The organism is Streptomyces sp. NPDC001056, assembly GCF_053598955.1.
The window spans coordinates 14,210-33,053 of the sequence record NZ_JBSFLI010000057.1; the positions used below are offsets into that span (position 1 = coordinate 14,210).

Below are 18,844 nucleotides of genomic sequence, written 5' to 3' on the forward strand. Positions count from 1 at the left end.
ATGTGGGGGGCCCGGGCCGGTGCTCGGGCAGGGGGTGCCGGCCCGGCGGCCGCCGGGGCCGCCGGATGGCACGTTCTGGAGGGAGGAGGGGGGACCGGTCGCGGGTGTGCCCGATGCCGCCGGGGGCACCGCCGGGTGCGGTGCGGCCGGGGTTCGGGTGCGGTTGGGGCGCAGGGGCGGGCCGGCGGCGGTGCCGCCCCGGGGCAGGTTCCGGGGCGGCGGCTCAGCCGCGGCGGGCGATGCTGCGGGCGCGCAGGCGGTCGGCGGTGATGGCCAGGCCGAGCACGCAACCGAGCACGATGTCGGTGTAGTTGGGGTTGATCTGAAGGGTCGTCAGGCCGTTGTTGATGAGTTCGAGCAGGATGGTGCCCGCGACGATGCCGATGATCCGGCCCTGCCCGCCGACCAGGCTGACGCCGCCGATCACCGCGGCGGCGATCGCCGACAGCTCCCAGCCGACACCGACGCCGCTGGCGGAGCCGACCCCCATCCGGCCGAGCACGAGGATCCCGGCGAACGCCGACAGCAGGGAGCTGGTGACGTACATGGACACGATGCGCCGGTCGCCGCGGATGCCGGCCAGGCGGGCCGCCTCCGGGTTGCCGCCGACGGCGTAGACCTGCCGGCCGGCGTAGGTGCGTTCCAGGAAGAACCAGGCGATCAGCGCGACGGCCACGAACAGGATGAGCGGAAGCGGCACCTGCGCCACGTACGTCTGGCCCAGGTCGCTGAACGTGCCGCCGATGCCGGTGATCGAGGTGCCCGAGGTGATGGCCAGGGTGACGCCCTGTGCGACGGTGTAGGTCACCAGGGTCACCACGAACGGGGCCATCTTCAGCCGGGTGACGGCGAGTCCGTGGATCAGGCCGAGGACGCCGGCGATCAGCAGCGTCAGCAGGATCGCCACGATTGGGGGGAGTCCGGCCCGGACGTTGAACCAGGACATCAGGATGACGCTGGTGCCCAGCAGCGCGCCCACGGACAGGTCGATCCCGCCGGTGAGGATCACCAGCGACTCGCCGATCGCGATCAGCCCGTACTGCGCCAGGTCGAAGCCCATGCCCTGGAGGTTGACCGCGCCGGCGAAGGACGACTTGTCCAGCGCCAGTGCGACGAACACGACGACGCAGGCGGCCACCACCCCGACCTCGGGTGTCTCCAGCAGCAGCCGGACGAACGGCCGGCGCCCCTTGTCGTCGGCCACCGCCGCGGCCGACACCGCGGCCGTACTGGTGTTCATGCGCTTGCCTTCCCCTGGGGGGCCGCGGCGGGCTGCGTCCCGGCCGCCGCCGTCATGATCACTTCCTTGCCGAACCGGTCGCGTGGCAGGTCGGCGACGATCCTGCCGTGGGCCATCACCACGATGCGGTGGCAGATCCACAGCAGTTCCTCAAGTTCCGAGGACGCGACGAGGACGGCGAGGCCGTCCTGTGCGGCCTCGTCGATCAGCGCGTAGATCTCCGCCTTGGCGCCCACGTCCACCCCGCGGGTGGGTTCGTCGAGCAGCAGGAGCTTGGGCCGGGCGGCCAGCCATCGCCCGAAGACCGCTTTCTGCTGGTTGCCTCCGGACAGGTCGGAGATCGGCTGCTCCTGGCTGCGCAGCCGCACTCCCAGGCCCTCGATGATGCGCGCCGCGTGCTCCTTGTCCCTGCGCGGGCGCAGCACCCCGCGCCGGCTGATCCGGCGCAGCGTGGCCAGGGTGACGTTCCAGCGCACCGGGTGGGCCGGCAGCAGCGACTGCGCCTTGCGGTCCTCGGGCACCAGCCCGATGCCGGCCGCGACGGCGTCGGCCGGGTGGCGGGGCCGGAAGTTTGCTCCGTCGAGGACGACCTCGCCTGCGGTCCGCGGCTGGGCGCCCATGACGGTGTGCAGCAGCCGGCTGCGGCCGGAGCCCATGAGCCCGGCCACGCCCACGATCTCGCCGGCCCGCACGTCGAGGTCGACCGGGCCGAGGCCGTCCGCCGTCAGGCCGCGCACGGTAAGGGTTGCGGCCCGCTCGACGGAGGAGGGCGGCGCGAGGTCGGCCCGGGCGAGTTCGCTGCCGACCATCTCCCGGATCATCCGCTCCTCGGTCGCGTCGTGCGGGCGGAGGTCGGCCACCAGCCGGCCGCCGCGCAGCACGACGACGCGGTCGGCGACGGCCCGTACCTCGTCCAGGCGGTGGCCGATGAACAGCACCGCTCCCCCGGCGGCGGCGTGGCGCCGGGCCAGCTCCAGTACTCGCTCGGCCTCGACGGGGCCGAGCGAGGAGGTGGGCTCGTCGAGGATGAGCACCACCGGGTGATGGCCCCATGCCTTGGCGATCTCGATCATCTGCCGCACCGGCACCGGGTACCGCTCCACCGGCCGGTCCACGTCCACCTGCTCGATGCCGACTTCGGCCAGCAGCGCCCGGGCCTCGGCCCGCATCGCCGAGCGGTCGACGACGATCCGGCCGAGCGGTCCGCCGGCCGCCTGCGCCGGGCGGCGGCCGAGCAGCAGGTTCTCCGCCACGCTCAACCGGCCCACGAGCGGGAACTCCTGGGCGACCAGCGCCACGCCGAGTTCGCGGGCGTGATCGGGCCGGCCCGGGGCCAGCGGCCGGCCGGCCACCTCGATGGTCCCGGTGCTGGGGGCGACGGTGCCGGACAGCACGCCCATCAGCGTGGACTTGCCGGCCCCGTTCTCCCCCACGACGGCGACGATCTGCCCGCGCGCGAGGTCGAGCCGGGGGATGTCCAGCACCTTCACCGGCCCGTACACCTTGGTGACCTCGCGCAGGGAGGCGGCGGTCTCGCTGCCGGTGGCCATCAGTCGATGCCCAGCTGCTTCAGTTTGGCCCGGTAGTCCGCGAGGTTGGCCTGTGTCACCAGGCCCACCCCGGAGCTGAGTGTCGTCCCGTCCGACTCCAGGTAGGGCCGGACGATCTTCATCGTGGCGTCCTTGCCCAGCGCCTTCAGCGCGGCCAGCAGGTACGCGCCGGTGTACCCCTGCTGGTACGGCTGCTGGAGCACGGTGGCCTGGATGACGCCGGACTGGATGAACTTCAGCGTCTGCGGGTCGCTGTCGTCGGAGATGATCTTCACCCTGCCGGTCTTCCCGGCCGCTTTCACCGCCTGTCCCGCGGACGGGCCGTCGTAGGAGTACACCCCGTACAGCCCGTTGACGTTCGGGTTCGTCTGGATGACGGTCTGCGCGTTGGACAGGGCCTTGGAGGCGTCCATCCCGTCGCTCAGTTTCTGCACCACCTTCACGCCGGACCCCTTGAGGGCGTCCTCGAATCCGGCGATCCGCTCCACCGCGTTGGACGTGGTCAACGAGCCGACCAGGACGACCACTTGGCCCTTGCCGCCGAGTGCCTCCTTCATCGCCTCGCCGGCCTTCTGCCCGGCCTGGTAGTTGGGCGTGCCCAGGTAGAGGGCGGCGCCGTCCTCCTTGGGCAGCGGCGAGTCGATCGCCAGCACCGGGATGCCGGCCTTGTTCGCCGAGCTGATCGGCGCCTTGATGGCGGTCGGGTCGATCGCGGAGACGCTCAGGCCGGTGATCCCCTGGCCCCGGAGCGTCTGGATGATCGACAGCTGCTGGTCCAGTCGCCCGTTGGCCGGGGCCTGGTACGTGCCCTTGACGCCGAGCGCCGACAGACCCTTGTTGAACCCCACTTTTCCGGCGTTCCAGTAGTCCACCGCGACGTTCACGACCATCGCCAGGTCCTGCTTCGACACGTCCTTGCCGGCGAGGGCGGCTTTCAGGGCGGCGTCGAGCTTGGCGAGTTTCGCGTCGTTGAACGTGATGTCGCCCTTGATCGTCACCCCGGCCGAGGAGGTCGACGCGCTCGACCCGGCGCCCGCCCCCGATCCCGCGGAGGAGCCTCCGGCGCCGGTCTTGCTGCACCCTCCGGTCGCCAGCAACGCCGCGGCGGCGACCCCGGCGACTCCCCAGCGCACCGGCCGCGTCGCCAGGCCCACGCCCCGTCTCGTGCCCGACCGCCGGGCGGACCGCACACCACGCATGTTCGACATCCTCTGCAGAAGGGGCCTCGCGGCCTGTTAGCGCTCACATTCGGCCGACCGGAACACGCCCGCGCCAGCCCCCGCCCCGGCCGCCGGAACCTGCCGCCGGCGTACGGGCACCACCGGAGCACGCCCTTTCCGGCCGCAGGCCGGGCCGGACGGGTCTTTCCCCACATGCCGCACCGTCACGGCCGGAGCGGGAGGCAGACCTCCCACGCACCGTCCGCCGGACGCCGTCGCCGGCATTGCGGTCCTGTCCGTGCTCCCTTGCTTGCCAGAGATTGTTAGCGTTCACCGATGCGGCGTCAAGGTGTTACACGGAAGAAAAACGCCGTCGCTCCGGCCCCGCCCGGCCGGCCGTCGCGACCGCCGCGACCGCCGCCGACTCGCCCCGGACGAAGGCGTGTTGGAACGCCGAGCCGAACTGACGCCCCGTCGGCTCTGACGGGCGGGGCGTGTCTGGCGGGCCGTCAGGACCGGCCTCCCGGAGCCCGCCGCCGCATGTGCCCCGGCGCCCGGACGGCGGCCGTCGTTTCCTGGTCTCTCCGCGCCGGCGGCCCAGCCGGGTGTGCCAGGAACGGGGCCGAAAGGGGCGCCCCGCCCGGGTGTGCCGGGACAGCGGCTGGGCCTACGCCGCGGGCCGGGGCGGCCGTCATGGCTTCGCGGTGCCCGCGCGGGCGCGCCGCCGGGCGCGGCCCGGCCGCCGTCCTCCGGCCGCGCGGTGTCCCGGTGACGCGCGCGGCGGCTGCGCCGGCCATGCGCACGGCTGCGGCTCCGGAAAGGCACGCCGCGGCCGGGCGTACGGGCGGGCGTCGTGGCCGGGCTGTCGCACGAGGGCGCCGCGCGCCCGTCCGGCAGCCGGGTGCCGGAGCCGGGCCGCGGTGCCGGAGCCGGGCCGCGGTGCCGGAACCGGGCCGCGGTGCCGGAACCGGGCCGCGGTGCCGGAGCGCGGACGGTGCCGCGGCGGGCGTCCCGGTGGGGCCGCGCGCGGTCCACGCCGGCCGGGGCCGCCCGTACGCTGTCGGGCATCGCGCCCGGGGCGCGTCCGTCCCCCTGGTGACCGCGGTCCGCGAGCCGGCGCTCGGACAAGGGTGCCGGCCGGGGCTCACAGGCCGCCGGCGAGCCGGTAGTACGCCTGGTTCCAGCGGATCTCCTTGGCGAACTGCCGCATGTCGGTGGTCTCGTCTATGAGCAGCAGCTCCGTGCGGAGCATGTCCGCGAGGTCGGCCAGTTCCTCCGTGCCCACCGCCGAGGTCAGCACGGTGTGGTGGGGGCCGCCCGCGGTCAGCCAGGCCTCGGTCGCGGTCCCGAAGTCGGGCACGGGGCGCCAGACGGCCCTCGCCACCGGGAGGCGGGGCAGCGGCTGCGGCGGCGGGACGACGTCGATCCGGTTGGCCACCAGCCGGAACCGGTCGCCGACGTCGACCAGGCCGACCACCGCGGCCGGGCCGGGCTCGGCGTCGAAGACCAGCCGGACGGGGTCCTCGCGCCCGCCGATGCCGAGGGGATGGATCTCGCAAGCGGGCTGCCCCGCGGCGATGCTGGGGCACACCTCCAGCATGTGGGCGCCGAGGACGAGCTGTTCGCCGGGGACCAGGTGGTAGGTGTAGTCCTCCATGAACGAGGTGCCCCCGGGGCGGCCGGTGCCGGCTGTCTTGAGGGCCGCCAGCAGCGCGGAGGTCTTCCAGTCCCCCTCGGCTCCGAACCCGTACCCGTCGGCCATCAGCCGCTGCACCGCGATGCCGGGCAGCTGCCGCAGGCCGCCCAGGTCCTCGAAGTTGGTGGTGAAGGCCCCGAACCCGCCGTCGGTGAGGAAGCCGCGCAGGCCCAGCTCGATGCGGGCCGCGTACCGCAGGGCGTCGTGCCGCCCGCCGCCGCCGGCCAGTTCGGGGGCCATCCGGTAGGTGTCGGCGTACTCCTTGACCAGGGCGGCGACGGCCGCGTCCGCCACCGAGCCGACGGCGTCGACCAGGTCGGCGACGCCGTAGGTGTTGACCGAGACGCCGAACCGCAGCTGCGCCTCGACCTTGTCGCCCTCGGTGACGGCGACGTCGCGCATGTTGTCGCCGAACCGGGCCAGCCGCAGCCGGCGCAGCGCGTCGTACCCGAGGGCGGCGCGCATCCAGGCGTGGACGCGGGGGGCGGTGGCCGGGTCGCAGACGTGGCCCGCGACGGTCTTGCGGGCCACTCCCAGCCGCGCCTGGACGTACCCGAACTCCCGGTCCCCGTGGGCGGCCTGGTTGAGGTTCATGAAGTCCATGTCGATGGTGGCCCACGGGAGTTCGGCATCGGCCTGGGTGTGCAGGTGGAGCAGCGGCTTGCGGAGCATGTCGAGGCCGGAGATCCACATCCTGGCCGGCGAGAAGGTGTGCATCCAGGCGATGAGGCCGACGCAGGCCGGGTCGGCGTTGGCCTCCAGGACGAGGGAGAGGATGGCCGCGGAGTCGGTGAGCACGGGCTTCCAGACGACGCGGACGGGGGCGCCGGGTACGGCGGCGAGCCGGTCGCTGACGGACCGGGACTGCTCGGCGACCTGGCGGAGGGTGTCCTCCCCGTAGAGCCCCTGGCTGCCGGTGACGAACCAGACCTCGAAGGCGGCGGGCGGTGTCATGGCCTGATGGCTCCTCACTGGGCGGACGTGCCGGGCTGGCCGTAGGCGTGGCGGTAGCGGTCGTGGAGCCGGTCGACGGCTTGGGGGTCGATCGGCAGCGGCCGGCCGAGCTGGTGGGAGATGTGCACGCTGCGGGCGACGTCCTCGCACATCACGGCGGCCTTGACGGCGGCGCGCGGGCTCGGGCCGATGGTGAACGGCCCGTGGTTGCGCATCAGTACGGCGGGCGAGCGGTGCCCGGTCAGGGTCTCCACGATGCCGCGGCCGATCGAGTCGTCGCCGATCACCGCGAAGGGGCCGACGGGGATCTCGGCGCCGAACTCGTCGGCCATGGCGGTCAGCACGCAGGGCACCGGTTCACCGCGGGCCGCCCACGCGCAGGCGTAGGTGGAGTGGGTGTGGACGACACCGCCGACCTCGGGCATGTGCCGGTAGACGTAGGCGTGCGCGGCGGTGTCCGAGGACGGCCGCAGTCCCCCGCCGTCGACCACTCGCCCGTCCAGGTCGCAGACGACCATGGACTGCGGGGTCAGCCGCTCGTAGGGGACGCCGCTGGGCTTGATGACGAACAGGTCCTGCCCCGGGACGCGCCCGGACGCGTTCCCGCCGGTCCACACCACCAGGTTGTAGCGGACCAGCTCCTGATGGAGCTCGCTGAGCTCCTCGCGCAGCGCGGCGACCGCGGTGGCGGCGCCCGGGGAAAGGGACTCTGCGTTCATGACCATGGCGACCTCGGCGTTGTCGGGAAGGCAGGAGCGGGAGGGGCGGAGGATGCGGGTGAGCGCTCACAACCAGCGTTGTGAGCGCTCACATTTTCGGGGTGGAGGACAGGGCGGCCGAGCGCAGCGCCCGCAGCCGGTGCATCACGTCGTCGCCGCCGCGCCCGAAGTGGTCGTGCAGCGCGCGGTACTCGGCGTGGAGGCGGTCGTAGGCGGCGGCCCGGACCGGGTCCGGGGTGTAGGCGTTCTCCTGGCGGCGGCCCATCGCGGCGGAGGCGGTGCGGATGTCGGGGTGGGCGCCGGCGGCGACGGCGGCGTGGATCGCGGCGCCCAGAGCCGGTCCCTGCGCCGAGGCGAGCACGTGGACGGGACGGTTGAGCACGTCGCTGTAGACCTGCATGAGGAAGCGGTTCTTCAGCAGCCCGCCGGCCGCCGTGAAGTCGGTGACCGGGACGCCCGCGGCCTCGAACGCGTCGACGATGGTGCGGGTGCCGAAGGCGGTGGCCTCGATCAGGGCGCGGTAGACGTCCTCGGGCCGGGTGTCGAGGGTGAGGCCGAGGATCAGCCCGGACAGGTGGTGGTCGACCAGGACCGAGCGGTTCCCGCTGTGCCAGTCCAGTGCCAGCAGCCCGTGCCCGCCCACCGGTTGGGCCGAAGCGCGCTCCGTCAGCAGCTCGTGCACGCCGATCCCCCGCCGGCGGGCCTCGGCCGCGTACTCCTCCGGTACGGCGCTGCGCACGGCCCAGGCCAGGATGTCGCCGACGCCGCTCTGCCCGGCCTCGTACCCCCACAGCCCCGGCACCACCCCGTCGCGCACGACCCCGCACATGCCCGGGACCTCGGCGAGGACATCGGAGTTGAGGATGTGGCAGGTGGAGGTGCCCATGATGGCGAGCATCCGGCCGGGGTCGAGGGCCTGGGCGGCGGCGCTGGTGACGTGTGCGTCCACGTTCCCGGCGGCCACGACCGTGCCCTCGCGCAGTCCGGTGAGCGCGGCGGCCCGGGCGGTGAGCCTGCCGGCGGGGGCGCCGAGCGGGGTCAGGGGGTGTTCCAGCTTGGCGGTGAAGCCGGTGAAGCCGGGGTGCAGCCCGGCCAGGAACGCCTCGTCCGGATAGCGGCCGTCCTGGTGGACGCCCTTGTAGCCGGCGGTGCACGGGTTGCGGCTCTCGGCGCCGGTGAGCTGCCACACGATCCAGTCGGCCGCCTCGATCCAGCGGTCGGCGGCGGCGTAGGCGTCGGGGTCCTCGCGCAGCACCTGCAGCGCCTTGGCGTACTGCCACTCGCTGGAGATCCGGCCGCCGTAGCGGGCCAGCCACGGCTGCCCGGTCCGCCGCGCGTTCTCGACGACGAGGTCGGCCTCCGGCTGGGCGGCGTGGTGGCGCCACAGCTTGGGGTAGGCGTGGGGGCGGTTCCCGTACTGCGGCAGCTCGCACAGGGGGGTGCCGTCCCAGGTGGTGGGGAGCACCGTGCAGGCGGTGAAGTCGGTGGCGACGCCCACGACCTGCTCGGGGGCCACCGCGGCGTCCGCGAGCGCTCGCGGTACGGCGAGGCGCAGCACGTCGCGCCAGTCCTGGGGTATCTGGAGCGCCCAGTCGGGCGGCAGCGGGACCCCGCAGGGCAGTTCCCGGTCGACCACGCCGTGGGCGTACTCGTGCACGGCGCTGCCCAGTTCCGCGCCGTCCTCGACGGCCACGACCAGGGCGCGTCCGGAGAGGGTGCCGAAGTCGATGCCGAGGGTGACCGCGGGGCGATCGGTGGTCAAGGTCTCCTCCAGTCTGGCCTGCGCGGGCGGGTCCCGTGCCGCGCCGGACGCCGCCGCTTCGCGCCTGGCGGGTGCGGTGCGCCCACCGGGCGGGTCGCAGGGGGTCGAAGGGTCGTGGAGCGCCGTCAGGAAGGGGTGCTGCTGCGGCGGACGATCAGCCGCGGTTCGATCACCACGCGTTCGTCGTCGCCCTGGGTGGTGCCGGAGTCCAGCCGGCTGACCAGCAGCCGGATGCTCGCCTTGCCGAGCGCGGCGAAGTCCTGCCGGACGGTGGTGAGCGGCGGGGTGAAGAACTCGGCCTCGGGGATGTCGTCGAACCCCGCGATGGCCACCTGGCCGGGGACCGACAGGCCGGCCTCGCGCAGGGCGCGCAGCACTCCCAGCGCCATCTGGTCGTTGGCGACGAAGACGGCGGTCACCTCCGGGGAGCCGCGGCCCGCCGCTCCCGCGGTCACCCGGCCGGCCAGCTCCTGCCCGGCCCGGTAGCCCGACAGCGGGGTCCAGTCGCCCTGGATCGGCGGCGGTACGACGGCGCCGGCCTCCTCCAGCACCGAGCGCCAGCCGTTGGCCCGCGCCTCCGCCTCCAGCCAGCTCGGCGGGCCCGCGACGTGCCAGACCGTGCGGTGGCCGGCGGCCAGCAGGTGGCTCGTCGCCATCCGCGCCCCGAGCCGCTGGTCCACCGAGACCACCGGAATCGGCAGGCTGTGCCCGCCCTCCACGGTCACCACGGGGAAGGGCAGCCGCAGTTCGGCCAGCGCGCTGACCGCCTCGCGGTGCGGGACGATCACCACGATGCCCTCCACCCCCCAGTCGCTGAGGTGGTCGATCGCCTCCCTGAGGGCGGCGGCCGAGTAGCGGCGCAGGGTGACCGCCGAGACCATGTACCCCTCGTCCCGCGCGGCCTCCTCCAGGCCGAACAGCGTGCTGGACGGGCCGAAGAGCGTCGGGTTGCAGGCCACCACACCCAGGGTGAGCGTGCGCCGGGTGACCAGCGCCCGGGCCGAGGAGTTCCGCCGGTACCCCAGCTGCCCGATGGCCCGGAGCACCTCTGCCCGGGTCGACTCGCGCACATTGGGGTGGTTGCTCAGCACCCGCGACACCGTCTGGTGCGACACGCCTGCGAGTTGCGCGACGTCCTCCATGGTGGGCGCCTTGCGGGGGCCGGTGCGGCCAGCGGTCTGCGACATGAGGCTCCGATCCGTGATGGGCATCATTGTTAGCGCTCACAGGCAGGTGCGTCAAGGGACGTGCGCGGCAGGGTCGCGGCATGCCGAAGTCGCCCCCGCCGGCCTCGGGTTCGCCCGCTGCGGAAGGGCTCCGGCGGGGCGGGGTGCCCGGGGTGAGCGGAGGGGGTGTCGGCGTCGTACCGGTGCGGGTGGCGGGGGTTCCGTCGTGGTTGCCCTTGGGACTGCCCTCGGGGCTGCCCTCGGGGGCCTGTTGCCGCCGGGCGGGGTGGGGTATGCGTGGGGGGTCGAGTTCCCGATGCGCCGTCAGGAGGCCGAGCGTGCCCACGTCCCTGTCACGGGCCGAGCGCGGTGGTGGTCGTGAGAGCGCCCGTGCCGGGCGCGGACCGGCTGCCGGGAAACGCTCGCCGGAGCGGCCGGGAGGGCCGGCCGCGGCGCCGCCCAGGCTGGATCCGGGAGTGCTGGAGTCGCTTCAGCGCAGTGCGGGCAACGCGGCGGTGGCTGCCATGGTGGCCCGCTCCGCCGCCTCGGGGGACGGGGCGGAGCGGGCGCCGGGGCGGGGGAACGCGGTGCGGGATGTGCTCAGGACGCCCGGACGTCCGCTCGAAGGGCCGCTGCGCGAGGAGATGGAGGCGCGGCTGGGGGCGGACTTCTCGGATGTGCGGGTGCACACCGGGGCGGCCGCCGGCCGGTCGGCGCGCGTGGTCGGGGCGCGTGCGTACACGTCGGGCAGTCATGTCGTCATCGGTGACGGTGGCGCGGACAAGCACACGCTGGCCCATGAGCTGACCCATGTCGTCCAGCAGCGCCAGGGGCCGGTCGCGGGTACGGACCGGGGGGACGGGCTGCGGGTGAGTGATCCTTCGGACCGGTTCGAGCGGGCGGCCGAGGCCAACGCGCGGCGGGTGATGTCCGGGCCGGTGCCGGTGGCGCGTGCGGCCGACGAGGCGGGCACGGCGGCCTCGGGGTGTTCCGGCTCTGCCGGGGCCGCCGGGCCCGCTGGGCCGGCCGGGGTGCGCGTGCAGCGGCTCGTGGGATTCGAGGCGGAGCTGAGTCTGCCCAGTTTCGGCCAGGGCAGCCTGCAGGGTCTCAACCCTGTCGAGGGGCGTCAGCCGGATCCGGTGATCGGGGCGTTCTTCAACGGCGGTGTCCCCTACGGCCGGCGTCTGCTCAACGAGGGGAACCTGTCCCTGCTCACCGACCACAACGTGCTCAGCCGGAAGGCCGCGGCGATCCACCGGGTCCTGGCCGGGCTCGTCGGGCCGGACAGCGTCCCCGCCGTCGGCAAGCCGCAGCAGGCCTCCCTGAGCAACCTGGAGTACGTGACGGCGCCGTTCGACGAGATGGCCCCCGGCTCGGACCGCGCGGTGCAGGAGCTGGCCCAGCAGATCGAGGCCCACGCGCAGGCCATGATCGGTCAGAACCCGCAGCAGAGGGCGCTTCAGATCCCGGGCACGACGCAGTACGCGACCGGGCTGCCGCTGGCCGAGTTGCGGGCCTGGCTCGGCCCCCGGCTGTTCGCGGACACCGCGCTGCAGGCGGCCATCGCGGACTTCCAGAGCTCGGTGCAGTGGGAGTTCTACGTCCAGGCCACCGTCGGCGTGGTGCCCTCGGGCCTGCCCTCGCTCTACTCCTTCCAGGGCGGCGTCGACCACGGCTCGCGGCGCCGGCCGGGCAACGAGCACATCGCGGACGCCTGGACCCACGCGGCCCGCACGGTCGCCGCGTCGCTGGGCCGGCTGCGCGAGATCGCACCGCGGCTGGCGGGCCGGCCCCTGGAGGGCGGCGACCAGGAGGCCCTCACGGGCACCATGGCCATGGGCCTGTCCTACGCCATCGGCACCGCCATGGTCGAGGGCGGCGCCCGCGGTGCGAACTCGACGACGAAGAACGCGGTGCCGCTGCTCCTGAAACTGGCGAACCTGGGGGCGCTGCGGCAGACCTCGACCACCGACACGCTGCGGTCCTTCACCATCCCCGACGCCCAGATCAAGGAACTCGCCCAGTGGTTCCACGCCACCTTCGCCGAGACGAACACGTCGTTCTGGCAGAAGATGGTGGCGAGTTATCCGGACGACCGGGCGAAGCCGCGTGAACCGATCTACGGGCACGGGGAGTCCGGCGTGGCCAACACGGAGCAGATGCTGCGCAGTCTGCTCCACGGGGACACGGATTTCCCGGTCGTCGCTCCCGGCAAGGCACTGGAGCGGCCCGACGAGCCGTCACCGGTGGTCGCGCCGTATCTGGGCGGGCAGAAGGCGGCGCCGGTGGAGATGCGCTGGATCTCCCAGCGGGCCACCGGGCCGGGGCAGTTGTGGCCGATGTTCAAGACGGTGCTCGACGAGGCGCGCAAGGCCAACCTCGGCGGGAGCGGCATGCCGGCGAACGAGGCCCAGGCGGTCTGGCAGCAGGCCATGGACCAGGGGGTCGCCGCGGCCGGGGCGGCCGGTGCGCCCGTCGGGGACATGATGGATCTGGCGTAGTGACGGGGGGCGGCTCCGGCTCCGCCCGGGGCCGAGCCGTCCTACGGTCGCTGCCGCCCGGGGCGAAGCCGTCGCTGCCGCCCGGCCCGAGTCCCCGTGGCCCGCGTCGGTGGTGTCCGCGGCCGCTCGAAGCCCCGGCGCCCGCCGGCGCTCCGGGAGCACCGGCAGTGCGCGCGGCGCCGGCGCGAGCTGCGGATCGGCCTTGTTCGCGGCCTTCGCCACCGCCGGGTACGGGCGCCTGTCCGCCGCCCGGCGAGCCTTCGCCGCCTGCCGCGCGGCACGCTCGCCCGGCAGCAGCACCCGGTTGCGGCGCGGCCGCGTCACCGCGTGGTTGAACAGCGCCGCCGGCCTGTCCGCGGCGCCCGTGCCCGCCCGTGCGGGAACGAGTCGCGAACTCCTGCACCGAAGCCGCTGAGTCCCGTGTCCGGCGCGGCCCGCGCGGGCCGCGCCGGTACGCGCGCTCGCGTCACAGGCTGCGGGCGGTGATGTCGCCGTGCGAGGTGGTGGCGTGGATGTCGAGTTCGGTGGTGCCGTTGTTGGTGAGTGCGTTGCTGACGCGGCCGTGGGTGGTGCCGGCGTCCAGGGCGGCCGAGACGCCGGCGGCGGCGGTCACCGTGATGTCGCCGGACTGGGTGCGCAGTGTGAGGGTGCCGCGTAGGGCTTCGGTGATCCGGATGTCGCCCCGGGCGGTGCTGATCTGTGCCGGGCCGCCGAGGCGGCCGACCTCCACGTCGCCGTCGACCGCGGTCAGGCGCAGGCTCGCGGCTTCGTCGATCTTGATCTGGTGGTAGGCGCCTTCGAAGGCGACGTCGCCGAGGCGGCCGACGCCGCGCAGTTCGCAGCCGCCGGTCCTGGCCTCGACGCGGGAGCCGGCGGGCAGCTTCACGGTGACGTCCAGTGCTCCGGAGGGCCCGAAGAGCTGGTTGCCGGGCGCGTTGGCGCTGATCCGCAGGACGCCGTCGGCGTATGCGGCCGTGGCCTGCTCCGCCGCCTTCGCGTCGCGGCTCCTGGAGGGGTTCGCGGGCAGGATCTCGACCGCGGTGTCGGTGCGGTCCGCGGCGATGAACCGGACGCGTCCGGCGGGGATGTCCAGGACGGCGGTGATCGGGGCGGGGGTGTCGAACTTCTGCATCGTGTTCTCCCGTGTACGGACGGCTCACTGTTTCCTGATGCCGGAAACGCTACGTTGCTTTCCATAGTCAGGCAACAATCTTTTTGCATGAGAACAGCATCACCGCAGGTGAAAGTGGAGTAATCATTGCAACACCCTCTCAGTTAACGCAACGGCGGAACAGCCGTTCGTTGCAATACGGTGAGGGTGAACGCTAGGGTGGGGGTGCCGGGGAACACCGGGCAGCGCCACGGAGCACCCGTGGGACACGAAGGAGGCCGTGATGCCGGGAGGCAGGCTCACCCAGCAGGAGCGCCAGCAGATCGCGGTGGGACTGGCCGACGGCCTGGCCTACGCCGAGATCGCCCGCCGTCTCGGCCGCCCGACCTCCACGATCACGCGCGAGGTGACCCGCAACGGCGGGCCCACCGGCTACCGTGCCGATCTGGCGCACCGCGCCACCCAGCAGCGCACCCACCGGCGCAGGCAGGCCCCGCCCCCGGGAGCGCAGGCGCCCACGCAGCCCTACGGACGCGACGCCGAGGCCGTACGCGACTACCAGGAGACCCTCACCACCGTCTTCATGACCTCGGGTCTGCCCAAGATGATGGCCCGGGTCCTGGGCTGCCTCTACACCACCGACACCGGCAGCCTCACCGCCTCCGACCTCGCCCAGCGCCTCCAGGTCAGCCCGGCGTCCGTGTCCAAGGCGATCACGTTCCTGGAGGGCCTGGACCTCGTCCGCCGGGAACGCGACGAACGCCGCCGCGAGCGCTACGTCGTCGACGACGACCTCTGGTACCAGTCGATGATCCGCAGCGCCCGCGCCAACGACCGGTTCATCGAGACCGCGCGGCAGGGCGTCGGCGTCCTCGGCCGCGGCACTCCCGCCGCCACCCGCCTCGAAAACGCCGCCCGCTTCCTCGACTTCGTCAGCGAAGGACTCGTCCGCGCCGCGGAGCAGGGCCGCGAGGTCCTCTACACCAGAACCGCGGCGGCCCCGGACAGCGCCGGCGAGCCGGGGCCGGACGACGGGCGCACGGCCGTCCCGACGGCCACGCCGTAAGGGGGCCCCGGCCGGGGCGAACCCCGAAGCCGGCCCGGGGGATCGTGAAGCGCCGGGTGCGCGGGGCGGACGGCGCGCGGACAGGTGACACGCTCTCGGGCTCGCGTCGATCGCGGCTCCTGGTCGGTGAGGTACTCCTGCGCCTCTTCCCGAGCGCCGTGCCGCGCTGCTCGCAGCATCGGCGTCGAACCGGGCGGGCGGCCGCCGCGGCGGCCTCGCCGCAGGCCCGTGGGCGGTGGCCGACCTGGTTCGGACGGCTGCGGGGCCCGCCCTGGCCGGTTCGCGGCACGAGGACGCGGGTCATGACCGCTTCGAAGGCCGGTGCGTCACCGGTCCGGCCGGCGGTGACAGCGATGACCGCAGGCCGTGCCTCGCCGTCCGCGGCCGGGCGGACCTCGGCGCTCAGGCCGCCACGACCCGTCGACGGGACACGTCCGGGCACGGCGCCGGCCAGAGAGACGCAGCCCGGCCGCCACGCCGGTCAGGGCCAATTCGGCAGCTGATCGGCTTCCGCCGGCTGCCCTGCCCCTCCGGGGCGGGGCCTGTCCGGCGGGTCGTGCCTGAGGGCGTGCAGGATGCCTGGGACCAGGGGGTTCGGGTCGTTCTTGCGCCAGGCGACGGCGACTCGTGTGCGCGCGGTGTCGGGCTCGATCCCGCGGAAGGCAACGCCTTCGAGGCGGATGCGGCGGATGCTCTCCGGGGCCAGTGACACGCCGAGGCCGGTTTCCACCAGGGCGCAGACGGTCTGCCACTCCACAGCGTGCTGGGTCACTCGGGGGGTGAAGCCCGCAGCGACGCAGAGACCGGCGATCTGGTCGTACAGCGGCGGGCCGACGGCGCGGGGCAGGAGCACGAAGGGGCTGTCCGCCAACTGCTCGACCCGGACGGCTCGTTGTGCCGCGAGTGGGTGCGAGGCGGGCAGGACGGCCACGAACGGTTCGGCCAGCACGGTCTCGAACCCGAGTTCCGCGTCATGGGCAGGCGGCTGACGCAGCAGGCCGATGTCGATCGTCCTTTCGCGCAGAGCGGCCAGCTGCGGCGTGGTGGTCATCTCCTGGATGTCGAGTTCCACAGCGGGAAACCGTTCCCGGAAGGTTCGCAGCAAGCCGGGCAGGACGGTGAGGGCGAGGGAGGCGGCGAAGCCGATCCGCAGGCGGCCGGCCCTGCCGCTGCCGGCTTCCCGGGCCGCGGCCAGGCCCTCCGCGAGGCCGGTGAGGGCATGTCGGGCGGCGGGGAGGAGCTCCCGGCCCGCCGGGGTGAGGCGGATGCGCCCGGGTTCGCGGCTGAACAGCGCATATCCGACCTTGTCCTCCAGGCGGCGGATCTGCTGGCTCAGCGGCGGCTGGGCGATGCCCAGGCGGGCGGCGGCGTGGCCGAAGTGGAGCTCCTCGGCGAGCACGACGAAGGCGTGCAGCTGCGGCAGGGGAAGTTCGGGGCGCTCCATACGCTTAGAGATATCACTCCATGCCTGAACATGTATTAGACGTATCAGTGCTGGTCACCTAGCGTTCGGCACATGACAGAGCGACGTTCCGTCCTCAGCGGCTCGACGTTTGAGGAACAGATCGGCTATGCCCGCGCCGTGGTCGACGGCGAGTGGGTTCATGTGTCCGGGACGACCGGATTCGACTACACCACCATGACGATCTCCGATGACGTGGTGGAGCAGGCCGAGCAGTGCCTGCGCAATATCGAGGCCGCCCTGAGCGAGGCGGGGTGCTCCTTCGCCGACGTGGTGCGGGTGCGTTACCTGCTGCCCGACCGGGCCGACTTCGAGCCCTGCTGGCCGGTACTGCGTCGCGCCTTCGGTGAGGTCCGGCCGGCCGCCACGATGCTCATGTGCGGTCTCGCCGATCCCCGCATGAAGATCGAGATCGAGGTGTACGCCCGGCGGACCACCGCGTGACCGTCCGCGTCGCGCGGCGTGTCCGCGCGGACCACCGCCGGTACGACGCCCGCGGCGGGCGCGGGGAGTGACCCGGGGGCCGTCAACCTGTGTGGTGCGAGGTGGGCACCGGCGCCACGGGTGCGCAGACTTCGATCACCGGTGACGACGGCCTCGCGCCGTGAACGAGGGGAACGAAGATGCGTACGAAGAAGAAGGCGGCGGCCGCGCTCTCGGCCGCGGCGCTGCTCTCCGGCCTGCTCACCCTGGCCGGTGCCACGGCGGCCCACGCGGCCGACGGCTGCGACAACAACCACGCCACCACGGTGCGGACCGCGTTCGGCGGCAAGGGGCAGGGCATCGAGCTGCGGGCCAACGGGTCGGGGAACAGCACCTGCGCCTGGGGCCGCATCGTCGGCGGCGCGCCGGGCATGCACGTCTGGGTGGACCGCAGCAGCGACGGCGGCCGGACCTGGGAGCCCCAGCTGGGCTGGACGGAGATCAGCAGCGGAGGCAGCGTCTGGACCGAGGCGTGGCGGGACAGCGACGGCAGGCTGATGCGTGCCTGCGGCGACTCCGGCTACGACACGGCGATCACCTGCACGAGCTGGTACTGAGCAGCCGCCGGGCCGCCGCGGCGGCGCCTGCGGCGGGGACGCCGGCCCGGGGCGGGGACCGCCCCGGGCCGGCGTGGCGGGTCCTGGTGCCGCGCGGCCGGTCCCGTCCGCGCCGTCGGTCCGGGCCGGGCCGCCCGCGGGTGGCTGCGCTCCGAGCGGCGACCAGCCGTATGGCCGCGTTTGCCGGCCACCATCAGGGACACATCACCCGATATGCGATCGTTCCTCTTCTTCCTCGCCGGCCGCGCGCGCCGTGGCTGAGGTGCCCGGCGCCACCGCGGGTCCCGTCGTGCCGGGTGCGCGCCTGCTGGTCGTCAGCGCGAGCATGGGGGCCGGTCATGACACGGTGGCCGCCGAACTCGTGCGCCGGGCGGCCGTGCACGGCCACCGGGCGGACAGCGTGGACATCCTCTCGCTGCTGCCCCGCGGTCTCGGCGGATGGCTGCGGCGCGGCTACCAGGTCTCGGTACGGCACGCGCCCTGGGCCTACGGCGCGGTCTACCACGCGTTTTTGCGTCCCGGGCGGGGGCCGCGCCCCAGCGGTGTCCCGCTGGCCCGGCTCGCCGCGGACCGGCTGCGGGCGCTGGTCGACCGGGACCGGGTGGATGTGGTGGTCCCCGTCTTCCACCTCGCCGCCCAGCTCACCGGCCACCTCAGGGCGAACGGGCTGCTGCCGGTGCCGAGCGTGGTCTACATGATCGAGTTCGCTGCCCACCGGCACTGGCTGCACCCCGGCAACGACCGTTTCCTGTGCCTCACGGAGCAGGCCGCCCAGGAGGTGCGCCGGGCCACCGGCCGGCCCGCCGACGTCACCGGCCCGGTGGTCGCGCCCCGCTTCACCGCGCCCGCTCCCTCGGCCGCGCGGTGGCGCCGGGTCTTCGCGCGGGAGCACCCCGGCAGGACGCCCGTCCTGATGTCCGCCGGCGCCTGGGGAGTCGCGTCCCGCCTCCACACCACCGCCCGCCTCCTGGTCCGCAACGGATATCTGCCCGTGGTGCTGTGCGGCCGCAACGACCGGATGCGGGCCTCGGTGGCGGGGGTCGCCGGCGTCCTGGCGCTGAGCTGGCAGGAGGACATGCCCGGCCTGATGGGGGCCACGCGGGCGCTGGTGGACAACGCCGGGGGGCTGACCGCCGTCCAGGCGCTCGCCGCCGGGCTTCCCGTCGTCGGCCACCGGCCGCTGCCGGGGCACTTCGCCCAGGGCGCCCGGCGCATGGCCGCGCTCGGCGTCTCCGACCTGGCCGCGGACGATGCCGCACTGCTGGAGGCCCTGGCCCGGCTCACCCGGCCGGGAGCGGAACGCGAGGTGAGGATCGCCCGCGCCCTCGCCGGCATGCCCCCGCTCGCCGACAGCGCCAAGCGGACCCTCGCGCGCATCATCGACATGATCCTGGTCGGCATCGTCGTATGGCTGCTG

At 74.0% G+C, this 18,844-nt stretch carries 14 protein-coding genes and 1 pseudogene; 5 read left to right on the forward strand and 10 right to left on the reverse strand.

Features of this window, described 5'->3' with window-relative positions:
• Positions 1 to 223 precede the first annotated feature (223 nt).
• The 7 genes from ACWDD7_RS35820 to ACWDD7_RS35850 form a co-directional block, all read right to left on the reverse strand.
• Positions 224 to 1,240 (reverse strand): ABC transporter permease, encoded by a 1,017-nt coding sequence (locus ACWDD7_RS35820; RefSeq protein WP_392216725.1) that lies wholly within the window; start codon positions 1,238 to 1,240, stop codon positions 224 to 226.
• Positions 1,237 to 2,790: a sugar ABC transporter ATP-binding protein gene (locus tag ACWDD7_RS35825; RefSeq protein ID WP_450460477.1), complete on the reverse strand. Its 1,554-nt coding sequence runs from the start codon at positions 2,788 to 2,790 to the stop codon at positions 1,237 to 1,239. The genes ACWDD7_RS35820 and ACWDD7_RS35825 overlap by 4 nt, the downstream gene beginning before the upstream one ends.
• Positions 2,790 to 3,944 carry a substrate-binding domain-containing protein gene (locus ACWDD7_RS35830; protein ID WP_450460478.1) on the reverse strand — a complete coding sequence of 385 codons (1,155 nt, stop codon included), beginning with the start codon at positions 3,942 to 3,944 and terminating at the stop codon, positions 2,790 to 2,792. Before ACWDD7_RS35830 ends, ACWDD7_RS35825 begins: the two co-directional genes overlap by 1 nt.
• 1,150 nt (positions 3,945 to 5,094) lie before the next feature.
• Positions 5,095 to 6,600, reverse strand: coding sequence for an L-arabinose isomerase (gene araA, locus ACWDD7_RS35835; protein WP_450460479.1), 1,506 nt, complete (start codon positions 6,598 to 6,600; stop codon positions 5,095 to 5,097).
• A gap of 14 nt (positions 6,601 to 6,614) precedes the next feature.
• The gene (locus ACWDD7_RS35840) at positions 6,615 to 7,319 is read right to left on the reverse strand and encodes an L-ribulose-5-phosphate 4-epimerase (RefSeq protein ID WP_392216720.1); all 705 of its coding nucleotides are present in this window, start codon (positions 7,317 to 7,319) and stop codon (positions 6,615 to 6,617) included.
• 88 nt (positions 7,320 to 7,407) lie between these two features.
• The gene (gene araB / locus ACWDD7_RS35845; protein WP_450460480.1) at positions 7,408 to 9,081 is read right to left on the reverse strand and encodes a ribulokinase; all 1,674 of its coding nucleotides are present in this window, start codon (positions 9,079 to 9,081) and stop codon (positions 7,408 to 7,410) included.
• Between the two features lie 125 nt (positions 9,082 to 9,206).
• Positions 9,207 to 10,268 (reverse strand): LacI family DNA-binding transcriptional regulator, encoded by a 1,062-nt coding sequence (locus ACWDD7_RS35850; protein ID WP_351879056.1) that lies wholly within the window; start codon positions 10,266 to 10,268, stop codon positions 9,207 to 9,209.
• Positions 10,269 to 10,723: 455 nt separating this feature from the next.
• Here ACWDD7_RS35850 and ACWDD7_RS35855 point away from each other — a divergent pair, with 455 nt between their 5' ends.
• Positions 10,724 to 12,748 (forward strand): eCIS core domain-containing protein, encoded by a 2,025-nt coding sequence (locus tag ACWDD7_RS35855; RefSeq protein ID WP_450460481.1) that lies wholly within the window; start codon positions 10,724 to 10,726, stop codon positions 12,746 to 12,748.
• Positions 12,749 to 13,214: 466 nt separating this feature from the next.
• Here ACWDD7_RS35855 and ACWDD7_RS35860 read toward each other — a convergent pair whose 3' ends face one another.
• Positions 13,215 to 13,880 (reverse strand): DUF4097 family beta strand repeat-containing protein, encoded by a 666-nt coding sequence (locus ACWDD7_RS35860; RefSeq protein WP_450460482.1) that lies wholly within the window; start codon positions 13,878 to 13,880, stop codon positions 13,215 to 13,217.
• Between the two features lie 262 nt (positions 13,881 to 14,142).
• Here ACWDD7_RS35860 and ACWDD7_RS35865 point away from each other — a divergent pair, with 262 nt between their 5' ends.
• Complete coding sequence (locus ACWDD7_RS35865) at positions 14,143 to 14,925, forward strand: helix-turn-helix domain-containing protein (RefSeq protein WP_450460483.1); 783 nt, start codon at positions 14,143 to 14,145, stop codon at positions 14,923 to 14,925.
• 191 nt (positions 14,926 to 15,116) lie between these two features.
• On the opposite strand, the pseudogene ACWDD7_RS35870 reads toward ACWDD7_RS35865, so the two are convergent.
• Together ACWDD7_RS35870 and ACWDD7_RS35875 are read right to left on the reverse strand one after the other, a co-directional pair.
• A pseudogene (locus ACWDD7_RS35870) lies at positions 15,117 to 15,340 on the reverse strand (IS5/IS1182 family transposase); the annotation flags it as partial.
• A gap of 66 nt (positions 15,341 to 15,406) precedes the next feature.
• Complete coding sequence (locus tag ACWDD7_RS35875) at positions 15,407 to 16,369, reverse strand: LysR family transcriptional regulator (protein ID WP_450460484.1); 963 nt, start codon at positions 16,367 to 16,369, stop codon at positions 15,407 to 15,409.
• Positions 16,370 to 16,441: 72 nt separating this feature from the next.
• Here ACWDD7_RS35875 and ACWDD7_RS35880 point away from each other — a divergent pair, with 72 nt between their 5' ends.
• The 3 genes from ACWDD7_RS35880 to ACWDD7_RS35890 all read left to right on the forward strand — a co-directional run.
• Positions 16,442 to 16,831 (forward strand): RidA family protein, encoded by a 390-nt coding sequence (locus ACWDD7_RS35880; protein ID WP_351879062.1) that lies wholly within the window; start codon positions 16,442 to 16,444, stop codon positions 16,829 to 16,831.
• Positions 16,832 to 17,010: 179 nt separating this feature from the next.
• Positions 17,011 to 17,427: a glycosyl hydrolase gene (locus ACWDD7_RS35885; RefSeq protein WP_351879065.1), complete on the forward strand. Its 417-nt coding sequence runs from the start codon at positions 17,011 to 17,013 to the stop codon at positions 17,425 to 17,427.
• Between the two features lie 325 nt (positions 17,428 to 17,752).
• A partial coding sequence (locus ACWDD7_RS35890) for an MGDG synthase family glycosyltransferase (protein ID WP_450460485.1) occupies positions 17,753 to 18,844 on the forward strand: 1,092 nt, incomplete at its 3' end.